The 16,440-nt window shown below is 74.1% G+C and carries 16 protein-coding genes; 12 read left to right on the top strand and 4 right to left on the bottom strand.

Annotated elements, in window-relative coordinates; translation table 11 throughout:
- Positions 1-13: 13 nt before the first annotated feature.
- The 3 genes from JN535_RS01540 to JN535_RS01550 all read left to right on the top strand — a co-directional run bounded on the left by JN535_RS01540 (position 14) and on the right by JN535_RS01550 (position 2,465).
- Positions 14-1,276: a GNAT family N-acetyltransferase gene (locus JN535_RS01540; RefSeq protein WP_205201323.1), complete on the top strand. Its 1,263-nt coding sequence runs from the start codon at positions 14-16 to the stop codon at positions 1,274-1,276.
- 89 nt (positions 1,277-1,365) lie between these two features.
- Positions 1,366-2,058: a hypothetical protein gene (locus JN535_RS01545; protein WP_237841197.1), complete on the top strand. Its 693-nt coding sequence runs from the start codon at positions 1,366-1,368 to the stop codon at positions 2,056-2,058.
- Positions 2,059-2,120: 62 nt separating this feature from the next.
- Positions 2,121-2,465, top strand: a complete 345-nt coding sequence (locus tag JN535_RS01550) for a UBP-type zinc finger domain-containing protein (RefSeq protein WP_205202935.1) — start codon at positions 2,121-2,123, stop codon at positions 2,463-2,465.
- 10 nt (positions 2,466-2,475) lie between these two features.
- Here the strand turns inward: JN535_RS01550 and JN535_RS01555 are convergent, their stop codons facing one another.
- Complete coding sequence (locus JN535_RS01555; protein WP_205201325.1) at positions 2,476-3,411, bottom strand: SDR family oxidoreductase; 936 nt, start codon at positions 3,409-3,411, stop codon at positions 2,476-2,478.
- 126 nt (positions 3,412-3,537) lie between these two features.
- On the opposite strand from JN535_RS01555, the gene JN535_RS01560 reads away from it, so the two are divergent.
- Positions 3,538-4,377, top strand: coding sequence for a helix-turn-helix transcriptional regulator (locus JN535_RS01560; protein ID WP_205201327.1), 840 nt, complete (start codon positions 3,538-3,540; stop codon positions 4,375-4,377).
- A gap of 226 nt (positions 4,378-4,603) precedes the next feature.
- The gene (locus JN535_RS01565; RefSeq protein ID WP_205201328.1) at positions 4,604-8,167 is read left to right on the top strand and encodes a LamG-like jellyroll fold domain-containing protein; all 3,564 of its coding nucleotides are present in this window, start codon (positions 4,604-4,606) and stop codon (positions 8,165-8,167) included.
- A 94-nt stretch (positions 8,168-8,261) separates the two neighbouring features.
- On the opposite strand, the gene JN535_RS01570 is transcribed toward JN535_RS01565, so the two are convergent.
- Positions 8,262-8,723 carry an ATP-binding protein gene (locus JN535_RS01570; protein ID WP_205201330.1) on the bottom strand — a complete coding sequence of 154 codons (462 nt, stop codon included), beginning with the start codon at positions 8,721-8,723 and terminating at the stop codon, positions 8,262-8,264.
- A 34-nt stretch (positions 8,724-8,757) separates the two neighbouring features.
- Entirely contained in the window at positions 8,758-9,027 is a 270-nt protein-coding gene (locus tag JN535_RS01575; RefSeq protein ID WP_205201331.1) for a GlsB/YeaQ/YmgE family stress response membrane protein, read from the bottom strand.
- A 227-nt stretch (positions 9,028-9,254) separates the two neighbouring features.
- Here JN535_RS01575 and JN535_RS21390 point away from each other — a divergent pair, with 227 nt between their 5' ends.
- The 4 genes from JN535_RS21390 to JN535_RS01595 all read left to right on the top strand — a co-directional run bounded on the left by JN535_RS21390 (position 9,255) and on the right by JN535_RS01595 (position 12,288).
- Positions 9,255-9,596: an S-adenosylmethionine decarboxylase family protein gene (locus JN535_RS21390; RefSeq protein WP_205201333.1), complete on the top strand. Its 342-nt coding sequence runs from the start codon at positions 9,255-9,257 to the stop codon at positions 9,594-9,596.
- Positions 9,593-10,348 (top strand): DUF4178 domain-containing protein, encoded by a 756-nt coding sequence (locus tag JN535_RS01585; RefSeq protein WP_205201334.1) that lies wholly within the window; start codon positions 9,593-9,595, stop codon positions 10,346-10,348. The genes JN535_RS21390 and JN535_RS01585 overlap by 4 nt, the downstream gene beginning before the upstream one ends.
- A gap of 76 nt (positions 10,349-10,424) precedes the next feature.
- Positions 10,425-10,658 carry a DUF350 domain-containing protein gene (locus JN535_RS01590; protein WP_307868068.1) on the top strand — a complete coding sequence of 78 codons (234 nt, stop codon included), beginning with the start codon at positions 10,425-10,427 and terminating at the stop codon, positions 10,656-10,658.
- 1 nt (position 10,659) lies between these two features.
- Positions 10,660-12,288: a polyamine aminopropyltransferase gene (locus JN535_RS01595; RefSeq protein WP_307868070.1), complete on the top strand. Its 1,629-nt coding sequence runs from the start codon at positions 10,660-10,662 to the stop codon at positions 12,286-12,288.
- Here JN535_RS01595 and JN535_RS01600 read toward each other — a convergent pair.
- A complete protein-coding gene (locus JN535_RS01600) occupies positions 12,282-13,301 on the bottom strand; it encodes an LLM class flavin-dependent oxidoreductase (protein ID WP_205201336.1) in 1,020 nt (339 codons plus the stop codon). The genes JN535_RS01595 and JN535_RS01600 overlap by 7 nt on opposite strands.
- Positions 13,302-13,401: 100 nt before the next feature.
- Here JN535_RS01600 and JN535_RS01605 point away from each other — a divergent pair, with 100 nt between their 5' ends.
- The 3 genes from JN535_RS01605 to JN535_RS01615 all read left to right on the top strand — a co-directional run bounded on the left by JN535_RS01605 (position 13,402) and on the right by JN535_RS01615 (position 16,427).
- Entirely contained in the window at positions 13,402-14,568 is a 1,167-nt protein-coding gene (locus JN535_RS01605) for a serine hydrolase domain-containing protein (RefSeq protein ID WP_205201337.1), read from the top strand.
- Positions 14,569-14,676: 108 nt separating this feature from the next.
- Complete coding sequence (locus JN535_RS01610) at positions 14,677-15,411, top strand: DedA family protein (protein ID WP_205201339.1); 735 nt, start codon at positions 14,677-14,679, stop codon at positions 15,409-15,411.
- Between the two features lie 176 nt (positions 15,412-15,587).
- Positions 15,588-16,427 carry a hypothetical protein gene (locus JN535_RS01615; protein WP_205201341.1) on the top strand — a complete coding sequence of 280 codons (840 nt, stop codon included), beginning with the start codon at positions 15,588-15,590 and terminating at the stop codon, positions 16,425-16,427.
- The last annotated feature ends 13 nt before the right edge of the window (positions 16,428-16,440 follow it).

The raw sequence follows: 16,440 nt of genomic DNA on the forward strand, positions 1-16,440 counted from the left end.
CTATGACCAGGGCATGACCTCCCCCACGCCCTCCTCGTTCGACGTCCGGCCGCTGGAGCAGGAGGACCGGGACCAGGCGCTGGACGTGGTGTGGCGGGCCTTCGGCTGGGGCTACCGGCAGGACGCCGCCGACGACGTCTTCGCCGGCCGCTCCATCGAGGCCGACCGCACGCTCGTGGCCGTCGACGGCTCGCGCAGCGAGGTCGTCGGAACCGCGAGCGCGTACTCGCTGCGGATGACGATGCCCGGCGGGGGTTCGCAGCCCGTCGCCGGGGTGTGGATGGTGACCGTGGCCCCCACCCACCGCCGGCGCGGCGTCATGACCGCGATGATGCGCCGCCAGCTCACGGACCTGGCCGCGGGCGGCGAGGCCGTGGCCGCGCTCTGGGCGACGGAGGCCGGCGTCTACGGGCGCTACGGCTACGGGATCGCGTCGTGGCGCCAGCCGATCGAGGTCGATCTGTCGCGCGCAGCGTTCACCCCGCACGCGACGAGGCTGGTCGCGGGATCGCCCGCGCGCCTGCACCTCATGAGCCTGCCGGCCGCGCTGCCGCACCTGGCCGCGATCCACGACGACCTGCTGGCCACGCGGCCGGGGACGCTCGCGCGCGACGCGGACCGTTGGCAGTTCCTCCTGGGCGGCGGTGACGGCCGGCCGCCGGCGGAGATCGTCGTCGCCCTGGGCCCCGACGGGCCCACCGGGTTCGCGGCGTACCGGGTGCGCGAGGGCGAGGCGGCACTGGTGCCCAGGGGCGTGGTCGCCGTCCAGGAGGTGGGCGCCACGGACCCGGCCACCCACGCCCAGCTCTGGCGCTACCTGCTCGACCTCGACCTCGTGAGCACGCTGACGTGCGAGTCGCGGCCCGTGCCGGACCCGCTGGCCCACCTGCTCGCCGACCACCGTCGGATGCACGCCCGTCTCGACGAGGCGCTGTGGGTCCGTGTCGTCGACGTCGAGCGGGCGCTCGGCGCGCGCGCCTTCTCCGCCCCCGTCGACCTCGTGCTCGACGTCACCGACGACGCGGTCCCCGCCAACGCCGGGCGGTGGCACGTCGTCGTCGGCGAGGCGGGCGGCACGGCCGCCGTGCGCCGGACCGACGCGCGGCCCGACCTCTCGATGGACGTCGCCGACCTCGGCGCGGCGCACCTGGGTGCCACCCCGCTGCACGTCCTCGCGCTCGCCGGGCGCGTCGTCGAGCACACCCCCGGCGCGGTCGCCGCCGCGGCGGCCGCGTGGTCCTGGTCCCCGACCGCGCACACCGCCGAGATCTTCTGAGGCGTGACGGAGGTCACTCCTCCCGTTGCCAACGACCCGACCCCGGCGCAGACTGGACGAAGGACCGGACCCGCTGTGGGGGTGACCTCGTGACCGACACCTACGACATGCTGCCGATGCTGGGCCGTGGCAAGCACCGCAACCCGAAGAAGGGCGCGTGCTTCATGGAGCTCGCGTCCTACCTCGCGGGGGAGCGGTGGAGCGACCACCCACGGTGCACGCACCCGCTGCTCGCGATGCTCGCGCGCGCCGTGAACGACCTCACGGTCGACCCGGAACGCCCCAAGCTCGCGCCGCTCATCCCGTCCGTCATCGGGCTGACGAGCGACGACCCGCACTGGGACGTGCGCATCGCGTTGCGTGCCGCGGTCGCGGCGCTGCCGATCGCCCCGGCGGACCGGCAGCAGACGCTGGCCGTCGCGATCATCGGGGCGGAGAAGATGCTCGACGTCCTCGACGACCGCCCCGCGGGCACGCTGAGCGCCGAGTCGGCGGACGCGCTCGCGAGCTGCCCGCGTACGGCGCGCTGGGCGCAGCGGTTCTGCGAGGGCGCCCGGTTGCGGCCGAGCCGGTTCGTGCGCGACGCCGCGCCGAGCATCATCTCCGCGGCGGTGCAGGGCATCGCCGAGGCGTGCGTGCCCGACCCGGACGAGCGCCTGCGCGCGCTGCTCGCCGCGACGATCGACGACTGCCGCGCCTGGGCCGCGGCGGAGCCCGCCCCGGCGCTCGACCCCGAGTCCTGGGCGCCCGTCGTCCGCGCCGCGGGTGCGGGGGCGCGGTGACGACCGAGCGCGCGCCGAACGTCAACGGCGAGGGCCTCGACGACCCCGTGCTGGCCGCCGCCCTGGCGACGGCCGTCGACGTGGAGGTGCCCCCGAGCGGCACCGGGTGCGCCGAGTGCGACGCGGACGGCGGCTGGTGGGTCCACCTGCGCCGGTGCGCGACGTGCGGGCACGTCGGGTGCTGCGACACCTCACCGGCCCAGCACGCGACGGCGCACTTCGAGGAGACCGGCCACCGCCTCATCCGCTCGTTCGAGCCGGGCGAGGACTGGTACTGGGACTACGAGACGGAGCAGGTCCTCGAGGGGCCGCACCTCGCCGCACCGCTCTCGCGCCCGCCGGAGCAGGGCTCGCCCGGCCCCGCCGACCGCGTGCCGGCCGACTGGACCTCGCTCATCCACCGCTGACGCGGCGGTCTCACGCGAACGCGACGCGCGTCAGCCGCTCCGACAGGGCCCAGACGCGAGCGGCCTCCTCCGCGCTGCGCAGGGGCGCCCACAGCCGCTGCTCGCCCGGAGGACCGCCGAGGTTGCCCGGCCACTGCGGGCCGTAGAACCCGCCGTTCCTCGCCTCGGGGGACGTCACGGCCAGGAGTGCGGGGAGCGGGGCGGTCTCCACCGTCCCGACGACGAGGCCCCGCCGCGAGAGCGCACGGATCACCCGGACCCCGCGCGTGTCCCCCGCCCGGCCGACCTCGGGGCGAGCCGCGAGCAGGCTCGTCGGCGCGACGCCAGGGTGCGAGAGCATGCTCGTGACGCCCCAGCCGGCTGACGCGCTGCGGCGCGCGAGCTCCAGCGCGAACAGCCCGACCGCGATCTTGGACGCGCGGTAGGCGCGCATGCCGTCGTAGCGGCGCTCCGCGTTCGGGTCCGTCCAGTCGATCGCGCCGCGGCGGGCGGCGATGCTCGTCTGCGAGGTGATCCGTGCGCGACCCGCCCGCAGCAGCGGGAGCAGGTGAGCCGTGAGCGCGAAATGACCGAGGTGGTTGGTCCCGAGCTGGAGCTCGAACCCGTCCGCCGTCTCCTGCCGGTCGGGCGGCGTCATCACGCCCGCGTTGTTGACGAGGACGTGGACGGGGGCTCCCTCGCTGCGCAGCTCGTCACCGAACGCCTCGACCGACGCCAGCGAGGAGAGGTCCAGCGTGCGGAGCGAGAGCCTCGCCCCCGGATGCCGCGCGCGGATCGTCGCGGCGGCCGCTTCCCCCTTGCGCGCGTTCCGCACCGGCATGACGACCTCGGCGCCGGCCGCGGCGAGGCGTGCGGCGATGCCGAGCCCGACGCCGTCGCTGGCTCCGGTCACCACGGCTCGCCTCCCGGAGAGGTCGGGGACGGTGAGGTCGTCTCTCGTGCGCATGGTTGCTCCCGTGTCGTCGGACGGGCGTCGTCCGACGCCCGGGCTCCACGGTGCCTGCCGCGGCACGCGGTATCCACGGCCTGGTGATCCGTGGCTGGGAGGTCCGGCCCGGGGGAGGATGCCTGCATGATCGACCGGCCTGGGCTCGCGAGCTTCCTGCGCACGCGCCGCGAGGCGCTCCAGCCCGAGGACGTCGGGCTGCCGCGTGGCCGGCGGCGCCGGACGAGCGGCCTCCGGCGGGAGGAGGTGGCCGTGCTGTGCCACATCTCCACCGACTACTACTCCCGCCTGGAGCGCGAGCGCGGCCCGCAGCCGTCGGAGCGGATGGTCGCCTCGATCGCGCAGGGACTCCACCTCTCGCGCGACGAGCGTGACCACCTCTTCCGCCTCGCGGGCCACCGTCCGCCCGAGCGCGGCCCGGGCGGCGACCACATCAGCCCGGGCATGCTGCGCATCTTCGACCGGCTCACCGACACCCCGGCCGAGATCGTCACCGAGCTGGGGGAGTCGCTGCGGCAGACGCCGCTCGGAGCGGCGCTCGTCGGCGACAACGGCCGGTTCACCGGGCCGATGCGCAGCATCGGGTTCCGGTGGTTCGCGCAGCCCGGCGCGCGGGACCTCGTCCCGCCCGAGGAGCACGAGTTCTACTCCCGGATGTACGCGTCCGGGCTCCGCCGGGTCGCCACGCTGCGCGGCCCGCGGTCGCGCGCGGCACAGCTGCGGGACGTGCTCAGCGCACGCAGCGAGGAGTTCCGCGCGGTGTGGAGCCGGCACGAGATCGGCGTCGTGCCGCGCGAGACCAAGCGCTACCAGCATCCCGAGGTCGGCCTGGTCGAGGTGGCCTGCCAGGTCCTGCTCGACCCGGACCAGGCGCACTCGCTGCTCGTCTACACCGCCGTCCCGGGCACCGAGAGCCACGAGAAGCTCCGGTTCCTCGCCACCATCGGGGCTCGGACACCGGCCTGACCCGGCGTCGCGCGATGTCGCATGCTGTCACCTGTTGTCTTTTTCTGGTGGAAGTTGTTTGATTCTGGGGAGACGTCGTGCGGTGCGCCAAGGAGGGCGTCCGCCGGACACAGGTGCCCGGCACGCCGCCGCGTCGGAGCAGTCCCTGGATTCACTCGACGAGGAGGAAGCACGGATGCAGTCCATGACAGCGGTAGCACCCCCGCGGGGCAGACCGGCGAGGATCGTGGCGGCGGCGTTGGCCGCCGCGCTCACGGTCCCCCTGGCCGTGGCGACGGCGGTCGGGGCGACGGCGTCGCCGTCGGCCACCGCCACGGACGAGGCGGGCGCGGCTGACGTCGCGGCCCAGGACCTCGCTCTCGACAACGGCCTCAAGGGCGAGTACTTCCTGTCCGGCGGCCCCGGCTGGCCGCTCACCGACCTCAAGGCCACGATCCCCGACCAGCGGATCGAGTTCCCCAACCTGGTCCCGACGTTCGCGGAGCTCACCGGCCGCGGCGAGCGCACCTCCGCGCGCTGGACGGGCCAGATCACGCCCGACTACAGCGAGGCGTACACGTTCTCCGCGATCGGCGACAACGGCTTCCGGCTCTGGATCGACGACGAGCTCGTCATCGACCACTGGGTCGACGACTGGGACGTCGAGCAGACGTCCGCCCCGGTCCAGCTGCAGGCTGGCCAGGAGTACGCGTTCCGCATGGAGATGTTCCAGAACACCGGCGGGTCGCACCTCCGGTTGCGGTGGCAGAGCCCCTCGCAGGAACGTGAGATCGTGCCGACCGACGCGTTCACCTACCCCGACGACTTCGTCGTCTTCCCCGCCCAGGCCGCGCTCGAGAGCGACGGCACGAGCCTCAACGTGACGTTCCAGGACACCGCGGGCGGTGTCGACGAGAGCCTCGTCGACCACCTCAAGGTCCAGGTGGACCAGCTGGCGTGGCCCGTCGCGCAGGTCGCTGCGCAGGGCGACGTCCTCGGCGTCACGCTCGCCGAGCCCGTCGACCGCGCGTCGACCGCTCGCCTCGTCTACGACGGCGAGGGCGACCTGACGGTCGGCGGCGAGAAGGTCGGCTCGCTCAACCTGCCGGTCACGAACGGGTCCGACTTCCGGATCCAGACCCCGTGGGCTGACGACTTCGACCCGACCAACCCCCTGCCCGAGTACCCGCGCCCGCAGCTCACGCGCGACGCGTGGCAGAACCTCAACGGCGTCTGGCAGTTCGAGGCGGCGGAGTCCGACGACGCCGTGCCGAGCGGCCGCGACCTCGAGGAGGAGATCGTCGTCCCGTACGCGGTCGAGTCCGCGCTGTCCGGCATCGAGCGGCGCGAGGACGACATGTTCTACCGCCGCACGTTCGAGGTGCCGCAGGACTGGGCGGTGGGGAGCGACAACCGCCTGCGCATCAACTTCGGCGCGGTCGACTACCTCGCCACGGTGTACGTGAACGGCACCGAGGTCGGCACGCACCGCGGTGGGTACGAGTCGTTCTCCGTGGACGTCACCGACGCGCTCGTCGAGGGCTCCGAGCAGGAGCTCGTGGTGCGCGCCGTCGACACGACGGACGGCAGCAACCAGGCCGTCGGCAAGCAGACGCTCAACCCCGGCGGCATCTTCTACACCCCGACGTCGGGCATCTGGCAGACGGTGTGGATGGAGCCGGTCCCCACCGCGGCGATCGACGCCGTCGTCACGACGCCCGACGTCGAGGCGGGCGTGCTCGCGGTGACCGTGCAGTCGGCCTCCGCGTCCGACGACGCCGAGGTCACCGCCGTCGTGCGGGACGCCGAGGGCGCCGAGGTCGGCAGCGTCACCGGCGCCGCGAACGAGCTGCTCGCCGTCGAGATCCCGGACGCGCACCTGTGGTCGCCCGAGGACCCGTACCTCTACGACGTCGACGTCACGCTCACCGACGGCGGTTCCACCGACACCGTGGCGTCGTACGCGGGCATGCGCTCGATCGAGGTCTCCGAGGTGGACGGCGTCCAGCGCATCCTGCTCAACGGCGAGAACACCTTCCTCATGTCGACGCTCGACCAGGGCTACTGGCCGGACGGCATCTACACGCCGGCGTCCGACGAGGCGTACGTGTTCGACATCCAGGCCCACAAGGACCTGGGCTTCAACACCCTGCGCAAGCACATCAAGGTCGAGCCGGCCCGGTTCTACTACCACGCCGACACCCTCGGCCTGATGATCTGGCAGGACATCCCCAGCGGCTGGTTCAACAACGGCGACACGAACCCGGCGTCCCGCGTCTTCTGGGAGCAGGAGATGAAGGACATCATCGACCAGCACCGCTCGGTGCCGTCGATCGTGGGCTGGGTGACGTTCAACGAGGGCTGGGGCGAGTGGAACCTCGCCGACACGGCGCGGATCGGCGACACGATCGACGAGTACGACCCGAGCCGCATCCTCAACACGCACTCGGGCTACAACTGCTGCGCGTCGAAGGGCGACTCCAAGACGGGCGACATCATCGACTGGCACCAGTACACCGGCCCGGCGCTGCCGAAGCCGGACGCCACGCGCGCCGCGATCGACGGCGAGCACGGCGGCTTCTCGATGAGCGTCCCGGGCCACATGTGGCCCGGCGTGTCCGCCAACCCGTACGGCGGCGTCGCGGACAGCGAGGCGCTGACCGACGCGTACGTGCAGAACACGGAGAAGCTGGTCCGGCCTGCGCAGTGCTACCTGTCCGGCTCGGTGTACACGGAGATCTCCGACGTCGAGAACGAGCTCAACGGCTTCTACACCTACGACCGCCGCGTGCTCAAGATGGACGCCGCGCGCGTCAAGGACGTCAACGAGCGCGTGATCGCGGCGGCGAAGCAGGGCTCCGCGCCGGTCGACCCCGGCACCCCGGGCCTGACCGGCACGGGCCGCTGGTCGTTCGACGAGGGGCAGGGCACGACGGCGGCCGACGGCGTGGGCGACCACCCGGCGACCGGCGCGGGGACCTGGGTGGCCGGGCACGACGGCACCGGGTCCGCGATCAGGCTCAACGGCACGAACCAGTCGTTCGCGACCGAGGGCCCCGTCGTCGACACGACCGGCTCCTACACGGTCTCCGCCTGGGTCCAGCTCGACAAGACGCCCGGCGGCGCGTGGTCGACGATCGTCGGCCAGGACTCGGTCACGGGCTCGAGCGCGTTCTACCTCCAGTACGGCGGGGGCGGCCGCTGGGCGCTCTCGTACGACGGCGAGCCGCGCGCGGAGTACGTCGTGCAGCCCGTGCTGGGTGACTGGTACCACGTCGTGGGCGTCCGCGACGCGGCCGACCAGAAGCTCAAGCTCTACGTCAACGGCGAGCTCGTCGGCCAGTCCGACGTGTGCGGCGGCACCACGCCGTCGGGCCCGCTGACGATCGGGCGCGGGCAGTGGGGCGGCAACCCCGTCGACTACTGGCCGGGCACGATCGACGACGTGCGCGTCTTCGACCGGGCGCTGTCCGACGCCGAGGTCGCCCAGGTGTACACCGGCGACGACGGCGAGGAGCCGGCCCTCGACGTGACGGTCACCGCGCAGACGCGCTGTCTCGCGGGCAAGGCCTACGTGGCCGTGCGCGCGACGAACGGCGAGGACGTGCCCGTGGACGTCACCCTCGCCACGCCGTTCGGGACCAAGGCGTTCACCGCCGTGGCCCCGGGGGCGAACGCGTACCAGTCGTTCGCGGTGCGCGGCACGTCCGTCGAGGCGGGCGAGGCGACGATCACGGCGTCGGCCACGGTCGACGGGGAGCAGGTCACCGCGGAGGTCGTCGCGCCGTACGACGCGACCACCTGCGGCTGAGCTGAGCCGCGAGCGCTGACAGCAGACGCCAGGCCCGCCTCGTCCGGTTCCCCGGGCGGGGCGGGCCTGGCGTCGTGCCCTGCGGGATCCGTCGTCAGGCGGCGAACGTCGCCCACACGGTCTTGACCGTCTCGGTGCGGTACCACCCGACGTCGAGCGAGAGCTGGCGGGCCATGTGGAGACCGACGCCGCCGGCGCCCGGTATGCGGCGCCCGGCGTAGACCGGCTCGTGCGAGACGTCGTGGTCGGCGACCTCGAGGAGGAACCGGTCGTCGGTGCGGGCGAGCCGCACGATGGTGGGCGGCAGGCCGTGCCGCAGCGCGTTCGTCGCGAGCTCCGACGCGATGAGGACGAGCGTGTCCGGCGTGGCGGACAACCGCCCGGTCGTCACCACGCCCTCGGCCTCCAGCGCCCGGATCACTCCGGACCGGAGGGCCGAGAGCTCCTCGGTCGTGCTCAGCACCCACTCCCGGACGGGGCGGTAGCCCTCGGGCGGGTGGGAGGTGGTGAGATCGTCGTCGTCGCTCGGGACGGCGAGGGTCGGCAGGTCGTCCATGAGGCCCCCGGGTCGGGTCGGGTGGTCGCGCCCGTCAGGCGCGGCTGCGGTTTCCCTTGGTGATCGCGCCGTAGACACCCAGCGTGATGAGCGAGCCGAGGATCGCCAGGAGCCAGGTGCGGAAGTCGCCGAGGTCACCGAGCGACGTGCCGAACAGGACGGAACCGAGCCACCCTCCGAGCAGTGCCCCGAGGATGCCCAGCAGGATCGTGATGATGATCGAGCCGGTCTGCTTTCCCGGCAGCACCGCACGCGCGATGAGCCCTGCGACGAGACCGAGCACGATGTACGCGAGCCAACCCATGGATTTCTCCTTTTTGTGTGCTGTGCGAGGTTTTGCCCCCAGCCGCGCCAGCATCGCAGCCGCGCGGGGCACTCGCACGCGGACGAGGGATCACGGCTCCCGGACCGAGCGGCTCGCCGGTGCGTCGGTCGGCTAGGGTGTGCGCGGCCCGCCGGCGCGGCCACCGGACCGCGGGTCGCTCGCCCGCGTGCGGACCACGGAGCGACGAGCGGGACAGGGGGACGGGCGTGCAGCGCAACCTCGTCCACGTCTTCGACGTGACGGGCGCCGATCCTGCGCTGCTCGACGACGACCCCACCGTCCGCCGGTGCCTCGACGCGATCGTCCGGCACGCGGGGATGACCCCGCTCGGCGAGGCGTCGCACCGGTTCGAGCCGCAGGGCACGAGCGTCGTGATCCTGCTCGCCGAGTCGCACCTCGCCGTGCACACGTGGCCCGAGCACGGCACCGCGTACGTGACCCTCACGACCTGCCGGGCCCCGGCGTCCGCCACGTTCACCGAGGACGTGCGCGCCCTGCTCGTCGACGCGCTGGGCGCGGACGACGTCGCCGTGCGGAGCCTCGTGTGAGCCGGACCCTCCCCCGGCTCGCGCTGCGCGTGGGCGAGGACGTCGTCGGCACGCCGCCCCACCGGGCGACGCCGCGCGCCGTCGCCGTCCTGTCGACCGTGCACGGTGGGACCACGTTCACCTGGGAGGAGTGGCAGCTCCTCGCGCACGACGGCTCGGACGTCTGGGTCGAGTACGACCACGACACCCGCGACGTCACGCTCCTGCACCCGACCGAGGCGTGGCCGCCGGTCGTCGACCTCTCCGGGCTGCACACCGGGCGGGCGCTCGACCTGCGCCTCGACGGGCGGCAGCACTCGCTCGTCGTGCGCGAGCGCGGCGCCGGACGGGTCGAGCACGTCGAGGGGCAGTTCGCCGAGCCGTTCGTCGTCGGGCAGCAGGTCGAGTACGTCGACCTGTCGGCCCACGGGACGGTCGTCTCGATCGAGCGCACGACCGGCCCGCTCGGTCCCGTGACGGCCGTCTACCGCGGACGGCGCATCGACGCCGCGGAGCAGCGCCGCCTCTTCGGACGCAGGGTCGCGCCGGCCTCGTTGCGTGGGGGGCGGTTCCTGGCCTTCGGGTTCGTCGGTCTCGTGCTCCTCGGGTTCTTCACCTCGTGCGCGGCACGCGCCGACTCGGACGACGGGCCGTGCACGCCCCGCACCGTCGAGACCGTCGCACCGTCCGGCGAGGTGACCACCACCGAGCAGAGCGGCACGTGCGTGCGCCGTTCCGTCTACGGCGGCGGTGGCGGCGGGCTCGGCAAGTGACCCGAACGACCGTCGGACCCCTCGTCCCACCCGTACGCCCGCCCGACCTTCCCACGACCTGACCCCGGGAGACACCGTGATCGCAACCGCCGCCGCCCCGCTGGCGTTCCTCTGGTCCTTCTTCTCGACCGTCCTCTACTCGGCGCTCGGCATCGTCCTCCTGCTGGTCACGCTCGTGGTCGCGAACAAGGTGTTCCGGCTCAACCTGCACCGCGAGCTCGTCGACGAGCACAACGTCGCGTTCGGCGTGATGATCGCGGGCCTCGCCGTCGCGATCGGCCTCATCATCGCGGGGACGATCAGCTCCTGACGTGCTCGACCAGCAGGAGCTCCCACCCGGGCGACCGCCCGAGACCGACCCCGCGCCCGCGGCCGGACGGTCCGGCCGCGCGCGCTCGATGGACCGGCCGACGGTCTTCGCCGCGGCCCTGCTCGTCGCCGTCGGCGGGCTCGTCTACGAGCTCATCCTCGGGACGGCGGCGTCGTACCTGTTCGGCGACTCCGTCGTCGCGTTCTCCGTCGCGACGGGGCTCTCGCTGTTCGGCATGGGCCTCGGCTCGCTCCTCGCACCCCGGCTCCAGCGCACCGCGGGGCTGAGCTTCGTCCGCAACGAGCTCGTGCTCTCGCTCCTCGGGGGCACGTCGGTGCTCGCGCTGTTCTGGGCGTACGCGTCGACCGAGCTCGCGTGGGTCGTGTTCGTGATCCTGTCGCTCGCGATCGGCACGGCGATCGGCGTCGAGATCCCGTTGCTCGTCGCGGTCCTCAAGGAGCGGGGGAGCGAGGGATCCGTCTCGCTCCTGTCGAAGGTGCTCGCGCTCGACTACTTCGGGGCGCTCGCGGCGTCGCTGCTGTTCCCGTTCCTCCTGCTGCCGTACCTCGGCCTCGTCCGCACCGCGTTCGCGGTCGCGGTGCTCAACGTCGCCGTCGCGGCGTTCATGCTCGCCCGCATGGGCCACCCCCCGCGGTGGACCGCGCTCGCCGCCGTGACGCTCGCCGTCCTCCTCGCGGGATTCGTCGCGGCCACGTGGCTCGAGACGCGCATCAGCGCGGGGATGTACCAGGACCCGGTCGTGGCGCAGGAGCGCAGCGCCTACCAGCAGGTCGTCGTCACCGAGTACCGCGGCGACACCCGCCTGTACCTGGACAACCAGCTCCAGTTCTCGTCCGTCGACGAGGCCCGGTACCACGAGACCCTCGCGCACGCGGCGATGACGTCCGTCGCCTCGCCCGCGTCCGTCGCGATCCTCGGCGGGGGCGACGGGCTCCTCGCCCGCGAGGTGCTGCGGTACGGGTCGGTGCAGGAGGTCACGCTCGTCGACCTCGACCCCGCGGTGACCGACCTCGCGCGGGAGAACCGGCTCCTCACCGACCTCAACGAGCACGCGCTCGACGACCCGCGCGTGACCGTCGTCAACGCCGACGCCTTCCGGTGGGTCGAGGACACGCCGCGGACGTTCGACGTCGTGCTGGTCGACCTGGTCGACCCGTCGACGGAGCGCGTCGCCAAGCTGTACTCGCAGGAGTTCTACGGCATGGTCGCCGCGCACCTGCGGCCGGGCGGCGCCTTCGCGACCCAGGCGACGTCCACGTACTTCACGCCGGACGCGTTCTGGCAGGTCGTGTCCACGGTCCGGGCCGCGGCGCCCGACCGCGCCGTCGTGCCGCTCACGGTCAACGTCCCGTCGTTCGGCGAGTGGGGCTTCGCGCTCTCGCTCCCCGGAGGCGGGGCGGTAGGCGAGACCGGGGAGCCCGACGACGTCCCCGGGCTCTTCGCGCGCACGCCGCTCCCGGAGGGCCTGCGGTTCCACGACGCGGCGTCGCTCGCGGCGACCACGCACCTGCCCGCCGACAACCCGCCGCGCGACCTGCCGCCGTCGACCCTGCTCTCCCCGACCGTGCAGCGCACCTACCAGGAGGACATGCGCGCCTGGCACTACTGAGCCGCGTGCGCCACCGCCTCCAGCGCGTCGAGCGCCGCGAACGGGTCCCCCGGGCGGGCCGCGTCGGGGCTCGTCGCGACGAGCACGACGCTCGACACCCCGCCCGCGCCGAGCTCGGCGAGCCGGGCGCGGAAGGCGTCGGGCGGCCCGACGACGGCGAGCGCGTCGACCCACGCGTCCGGCATCGCGGCGGCGAACGCCTCGGGGGTGTCGCTCGCGTCGCGCAGGGCGCGGAAGTCGTCGGCGAACGGCAACGGGTCGATCTGCGCCGACCAGTCCGCCTCGCCCAGGACGGCGAGGTGCGGCCGGACGATCGCGCGGGCGGTCGCGACGTCGTCGTGCACCGCACCGAGGGAGAAGGCGACGACGCGGTGCTCCCGCGGGGCGGCGTCGCCGGCGCTCGCCCGCCCGGCGTCGATCGCTGCGCGCGCGACGGCCAGGTACTCCGGGGTCACGGGCATGTCGAGGATCGTCCCGTCGGCGACGCGGCCCGAGACCTCGAGCGAGCGCGGGCCGCGCACCCCGGCGAGCACCGGCGGCGGCGAGGCGGGCGGCGCGTGCAGCGCGACGTCGTCGACCGAGACGTACCGGCCGGACGCGGTGACGCGCTGGCCGTGCAGCAGTGCGCGCACCGTCGCCGTCGTCTCCTCGAGCATCGCGAGCGGGCTCGCGGGCCAGACACCGATCTGCCGCATCCACGCCGGCATCCCGTGCCCGAGCCCCAGGTGCAGGCGGCCGGGGTGCAGGGCGGCGAGGGTCGCGGCCTCCATCGCGGCGGTCGACGGCGCGCGCGTCGCCGCGGGGAGGATCCCGATGCCGACGGTGAGGCGCTGCGTCGCGGCGAGGACGGTCGCGGCCTGCGCGATCCCGCCGTGGAACGTCAGGTCCTCGACCACCCACACCTCGTCGAGGCCCACCTCCTCGGCGCGGCGCGCGAACGGCACGATCCGGTCGGCGGGCAGCTCGCGCGGCAGGATCACGCCGAGCGCGGGGGTCGTCGTCGAGAGGGCCATGCAGCGACCGTACCGTGACAGCGCTCCCACCTGCGGCGACGGCGGCCGGTGCGGCGCAATCCGCTGGCCGCGCACGGCCTCGCCCGCCTACCGTCGGGGCATGACCGCCCTCGACGCCGCCGCCCTCGCCGACCTCGACACGCACCTGCGCTCCGCCGCGAGCGCCGACACCTTCTCCGGCGTCGTGCGGATCGAGCGCGACGGCGACCCGCTGTTCGAGCGCGCGTACGGCGTCGCATCGCGACGTTGGGGCGCCCCCGTCCGCACGAGCACGCGGTTCGACGTCGCGTCGGTGACCAAGCTCTTCACGGCCGTCGCGGTGCTCCAGCAGGTCGGGGAGGGCCGCCTCGGGCTCGAGGACCGGATCCACGACCACGTCGACCTCGTCGGCACGACGATCCCGCGCGAGGTGACGATCCGGCACCTGCTGACGCACACGTCGGGCATCGCGGACGACGCCGACGAGGAGGCCGGCGAGTCGTACGAGGCGCTGTGGGTCGACCGCCCGAGCTACTCCGTGACGCGCACGGCGGACTTCCTCCCCGGCTTCGTCCACAAGGAGCCGAACTTCCCGCCGGGGGAGGGGTGCCGCTACTGCAACGTCGGCTTCGTCCTGGCGGGCCTCGCGCTCGAGAAGGTCACGGGCACGACGTACCGCGAGTACGTGCGCGAGCACGTGTTCGCCCGCGCGGGCATGGACCGCTCCGGGTTCTTCCGCATGGACGAGGCCGAGCCGGACGTGGCAGAGGGCTGGGAACCCGTGCGCGACGGCTCGGACGACGGGCCTGTCACCGGGTGGCGGCAGAACATCTACTCCTACCCGCCCGTCGGCTCGCCCGACGGCGGCGCGCACGTCACCGCGCGCGACCTCGCCCGGTTCTGGGCGGCGGTCCGCGGAGGCGAGCTCCTGCCGCCCGACCTCACGCGCACGTTCCTCACGCCGCAGGTCGAGCACGACGACGGCGACACGGGCGAGACCGACGAGAAGGACGCGCCGGAGGCCGAGCGCGCCGCGGGCGTGCACTACGGGTTCGGGCTCGAGTTCGAGCTGCTCGCCGACGGTTCCGTGCGCTCCGCGTACAAGGACGGGATCAACACCGGCGCGAGCGCGATCCTGCGCCACTACCCTGACCCGGGGACTTCGACGGACGGGGACGACGCGCTCCCGCCGGCGGGCGCGCCGGGCGTGACGGTCGTCGTCGTGTCCAACGGCGAGTCGGGAGCGTGGGGCCCGGTCCGGCGGATCGACGACCTGGTCCGCGGCTGACCGGGCCGCCCGTCCCCCGGGACCCTGCGAGCCTTCGCACGAGACCTCCACACCGTCTCGCGCGCATCGGACCCTCGGCGCCGTGGCGCTCGCCTAGGCTCGTGAGCCATGCCCTCCGGAATCTCCGCCGCCCTCTCGGCCGCCCTGCCCGCCGCGTCGACGGCGGAGCCCGCGCTCGACGGCGTCGCCGGGTGGGCCGTGAACCTCATGGAGACGCTCGGCCCGGTCGGCGCCGCCATCGCGATCGCGCTCGAGAACCTGTTCCCGCCCCTGCCGAGCGAGATCATCCTGCCGCTGGCGGGCTTCACCGCGAGCCAGGGCAGCTTCGGCCTCGTCGAGGCGATCCTGTGGACGACGGCCGGGTCGATCGTCGGGGCGCTCGCCCTCTACGCCGTCGGAGCGATCATCGGGCGCGAGCGCACGCGCTGGATCGCGGAGCGCCTGCCGCTCGTCAAGGTCGCGGACGTGGACCGCACCGAGCAGTTCTTCCTCAAGCACGGCGGCGCGACCGTCTTCTTCGGCCGCTTCATCCCGATCTTCCGCAGCCTCATCTCGATCCCGGCCGGGGTCGAGCGCATGCCGCTGTGGAAGTTCACGGCGCTCACCGCCGCGGGCAGCGCGGTGTGGAACACGATCTTCGTCTACGCCGGGTACGCGCTCGGCGAGCAGTGGCACGTCGTGGAGGAGTACGCCGGCGTGCTCCAGAAGGTCGTCGTCGCGGTCGTCGCGGCCGCGGTCGTGTGGTTCGTCGTGACGCGCGTCTGGCGCTGGGTGCACGACGACGAGCGGCCCGCCCACGCGCGCGGCCGCAGGGACTCGACGCCCGCCCGCGACGAGGTCTGAGCCCCCGCGGGCCGAACCTCCGCCGGGCCCGGCGAGCTCTGCGGCGCTCCCGCCCGCGCGGGGCGCAGCTCCCTGCCGGATGATCGGAGACGTGCCCGCCACGACCGGCCCACCGAGCGCGCCGTGAGCGCGCCGCGTGGCGTGCGCACCACGGCCGACGGTGCGAGGGCGGCGTCGTGATCCTCTCGCTCCTCGCGGCCGTGGCCGCGAGCCTCCTGTACGCGGTGAGCACGATCGTGCAGGCCGTCGCGATGCGGCGCGCCCACGGCATCGGGGCCGTGGCCCAGCCGCTCGTCATCGGCGGCCTCGTCGTGGACGGCGTGGCGTGGCTCCTCTCCCTCCTCGCCCTGGACCACCTCCCGCTGTTCGTCGTCCAGGCCGTCGTGGCGGCCTCGCTCGTCGCCGTCGTGCTGCTCGCCCGCCTCGTGCTCGGCGCCACGCTGCGCCGCGCGGACCTCGTGGCGATCGGCGTGGTCGTGGCCGCGCTCGTCGTGCTCGCGCTCGCGGCGGGGGAGCAGCCCGCGACGCACCCGCCCGCAGGGTTCGCGACGTGGGTCAACGCCGCCGCGGCTGCCGTCGCGGTGGGCACGGCCGCCGCCTACCGGCGTGGGCACCCCGTGCTCCTCGCGGTGCTCGGCGGGCTCGGCTACTCCGTCGCCGCCGTCGCCGCGCGCGGCGCGCACGCCTCCGGCGACCTGCTGGACACGGTGCTCCAGCCGCTCGCGGTCGCGATCGTGCTCGGCGGCGCCGCGGGTGCGCTCGCCTACCTCCGCGCGCTCGAGCGGGGCGCCGTGGGGACGGTCGCCGCGACCGTGTCCGTGATCGAGGTGCTGGCCCCGGGCGTCGTCGGGCTCGCGGTGCTCGGCGACGTCGTGCGGTCGGGATGGGCGGTCCCCGCCGTGGTGGCGACCGTCGCCGCCGTCGGCGGCTGCGTCGTCCTCGCGACGAGCCCGGCGAACGCCGCGGCCGAGGAGGGCGCGCCCTCGTCCGCGGCGCAGGAGCCGGAGCCCGCCTAGGGTGGTCCGGGTC

The organism is Cellulosimicrobium cellulans (assembly GCF_016921195.1).
GTDB lineage: Bacteria > Actinomycetota > Actinomycetes > Actinomycetales > Cellulomonadaceae > Cellulosimicrobium > Cellulosimicrobium cellulans_F.

What these genes read in the sequence shown, in the direction of transcription:
- JN535_RS01540 (WP_205201323.1), top strand. Translation starts at nt 14, where the DNA reads ATGACCTCCCCCACGCCCTCCTCGTTCGACGTCCGGCCGCTGGAGCAG.
- JN535_RS01555 (WP_205201325.1), bottom strand. Translation starts at nt 3,411, where the DNA reads ATGCGCACGAGAGACGACCTCACCGTCCCCGACCTCTCCGGGAGGCGA.
- JN535_RS01560 (WP_205201327.1), top strand. Translation starts at nt 3,538, where the DNA reads ATGATCGACCGGCCTGGGCTCGCGAGCTTCCTGCGCACGCGCCGCGAG.
- JN535_RS01570 (WP_205201330.1), bottom strand. Translation starts at nt 8,723, where the DNA reads ATGGACGACCTGCCGACCCTCGCCGTCCCGAGCGACGACGACGATCTC.
- JN535_RS01575 (WP_205201331.1), bottom strand. Translation starts at nt 9,027, where the DNA reads ATGGGTTGGCTCGCGTACATCGTGCTCGGTCTCGTCGCAGGGCTCATC.
- JN535_RS01600 (WP_205201336.1), bottom strand. Translation starts at nt 13,301, where the DNA reads ATGGCCCTCTCGACGACGACCCCCGCGCTCGGCGTGATCCTGCCGCGC.
- JN535_RS01605 (WP_205201337.1), top strand. Translation starts at nt 13,402, where the DNA reads ATGACCGCCCTCGACGCCGCCGCCCTCGCCGACCTCGACACGCACCTG.
- JN535_RS01610 (WP_205201339.1), top strand. Translation starts at nt 14,677, where the DNA reads ATGCCCTCCGGAATCTCCGCCGCCCTCTCGGCCGCCCTGCCCGCCGCG.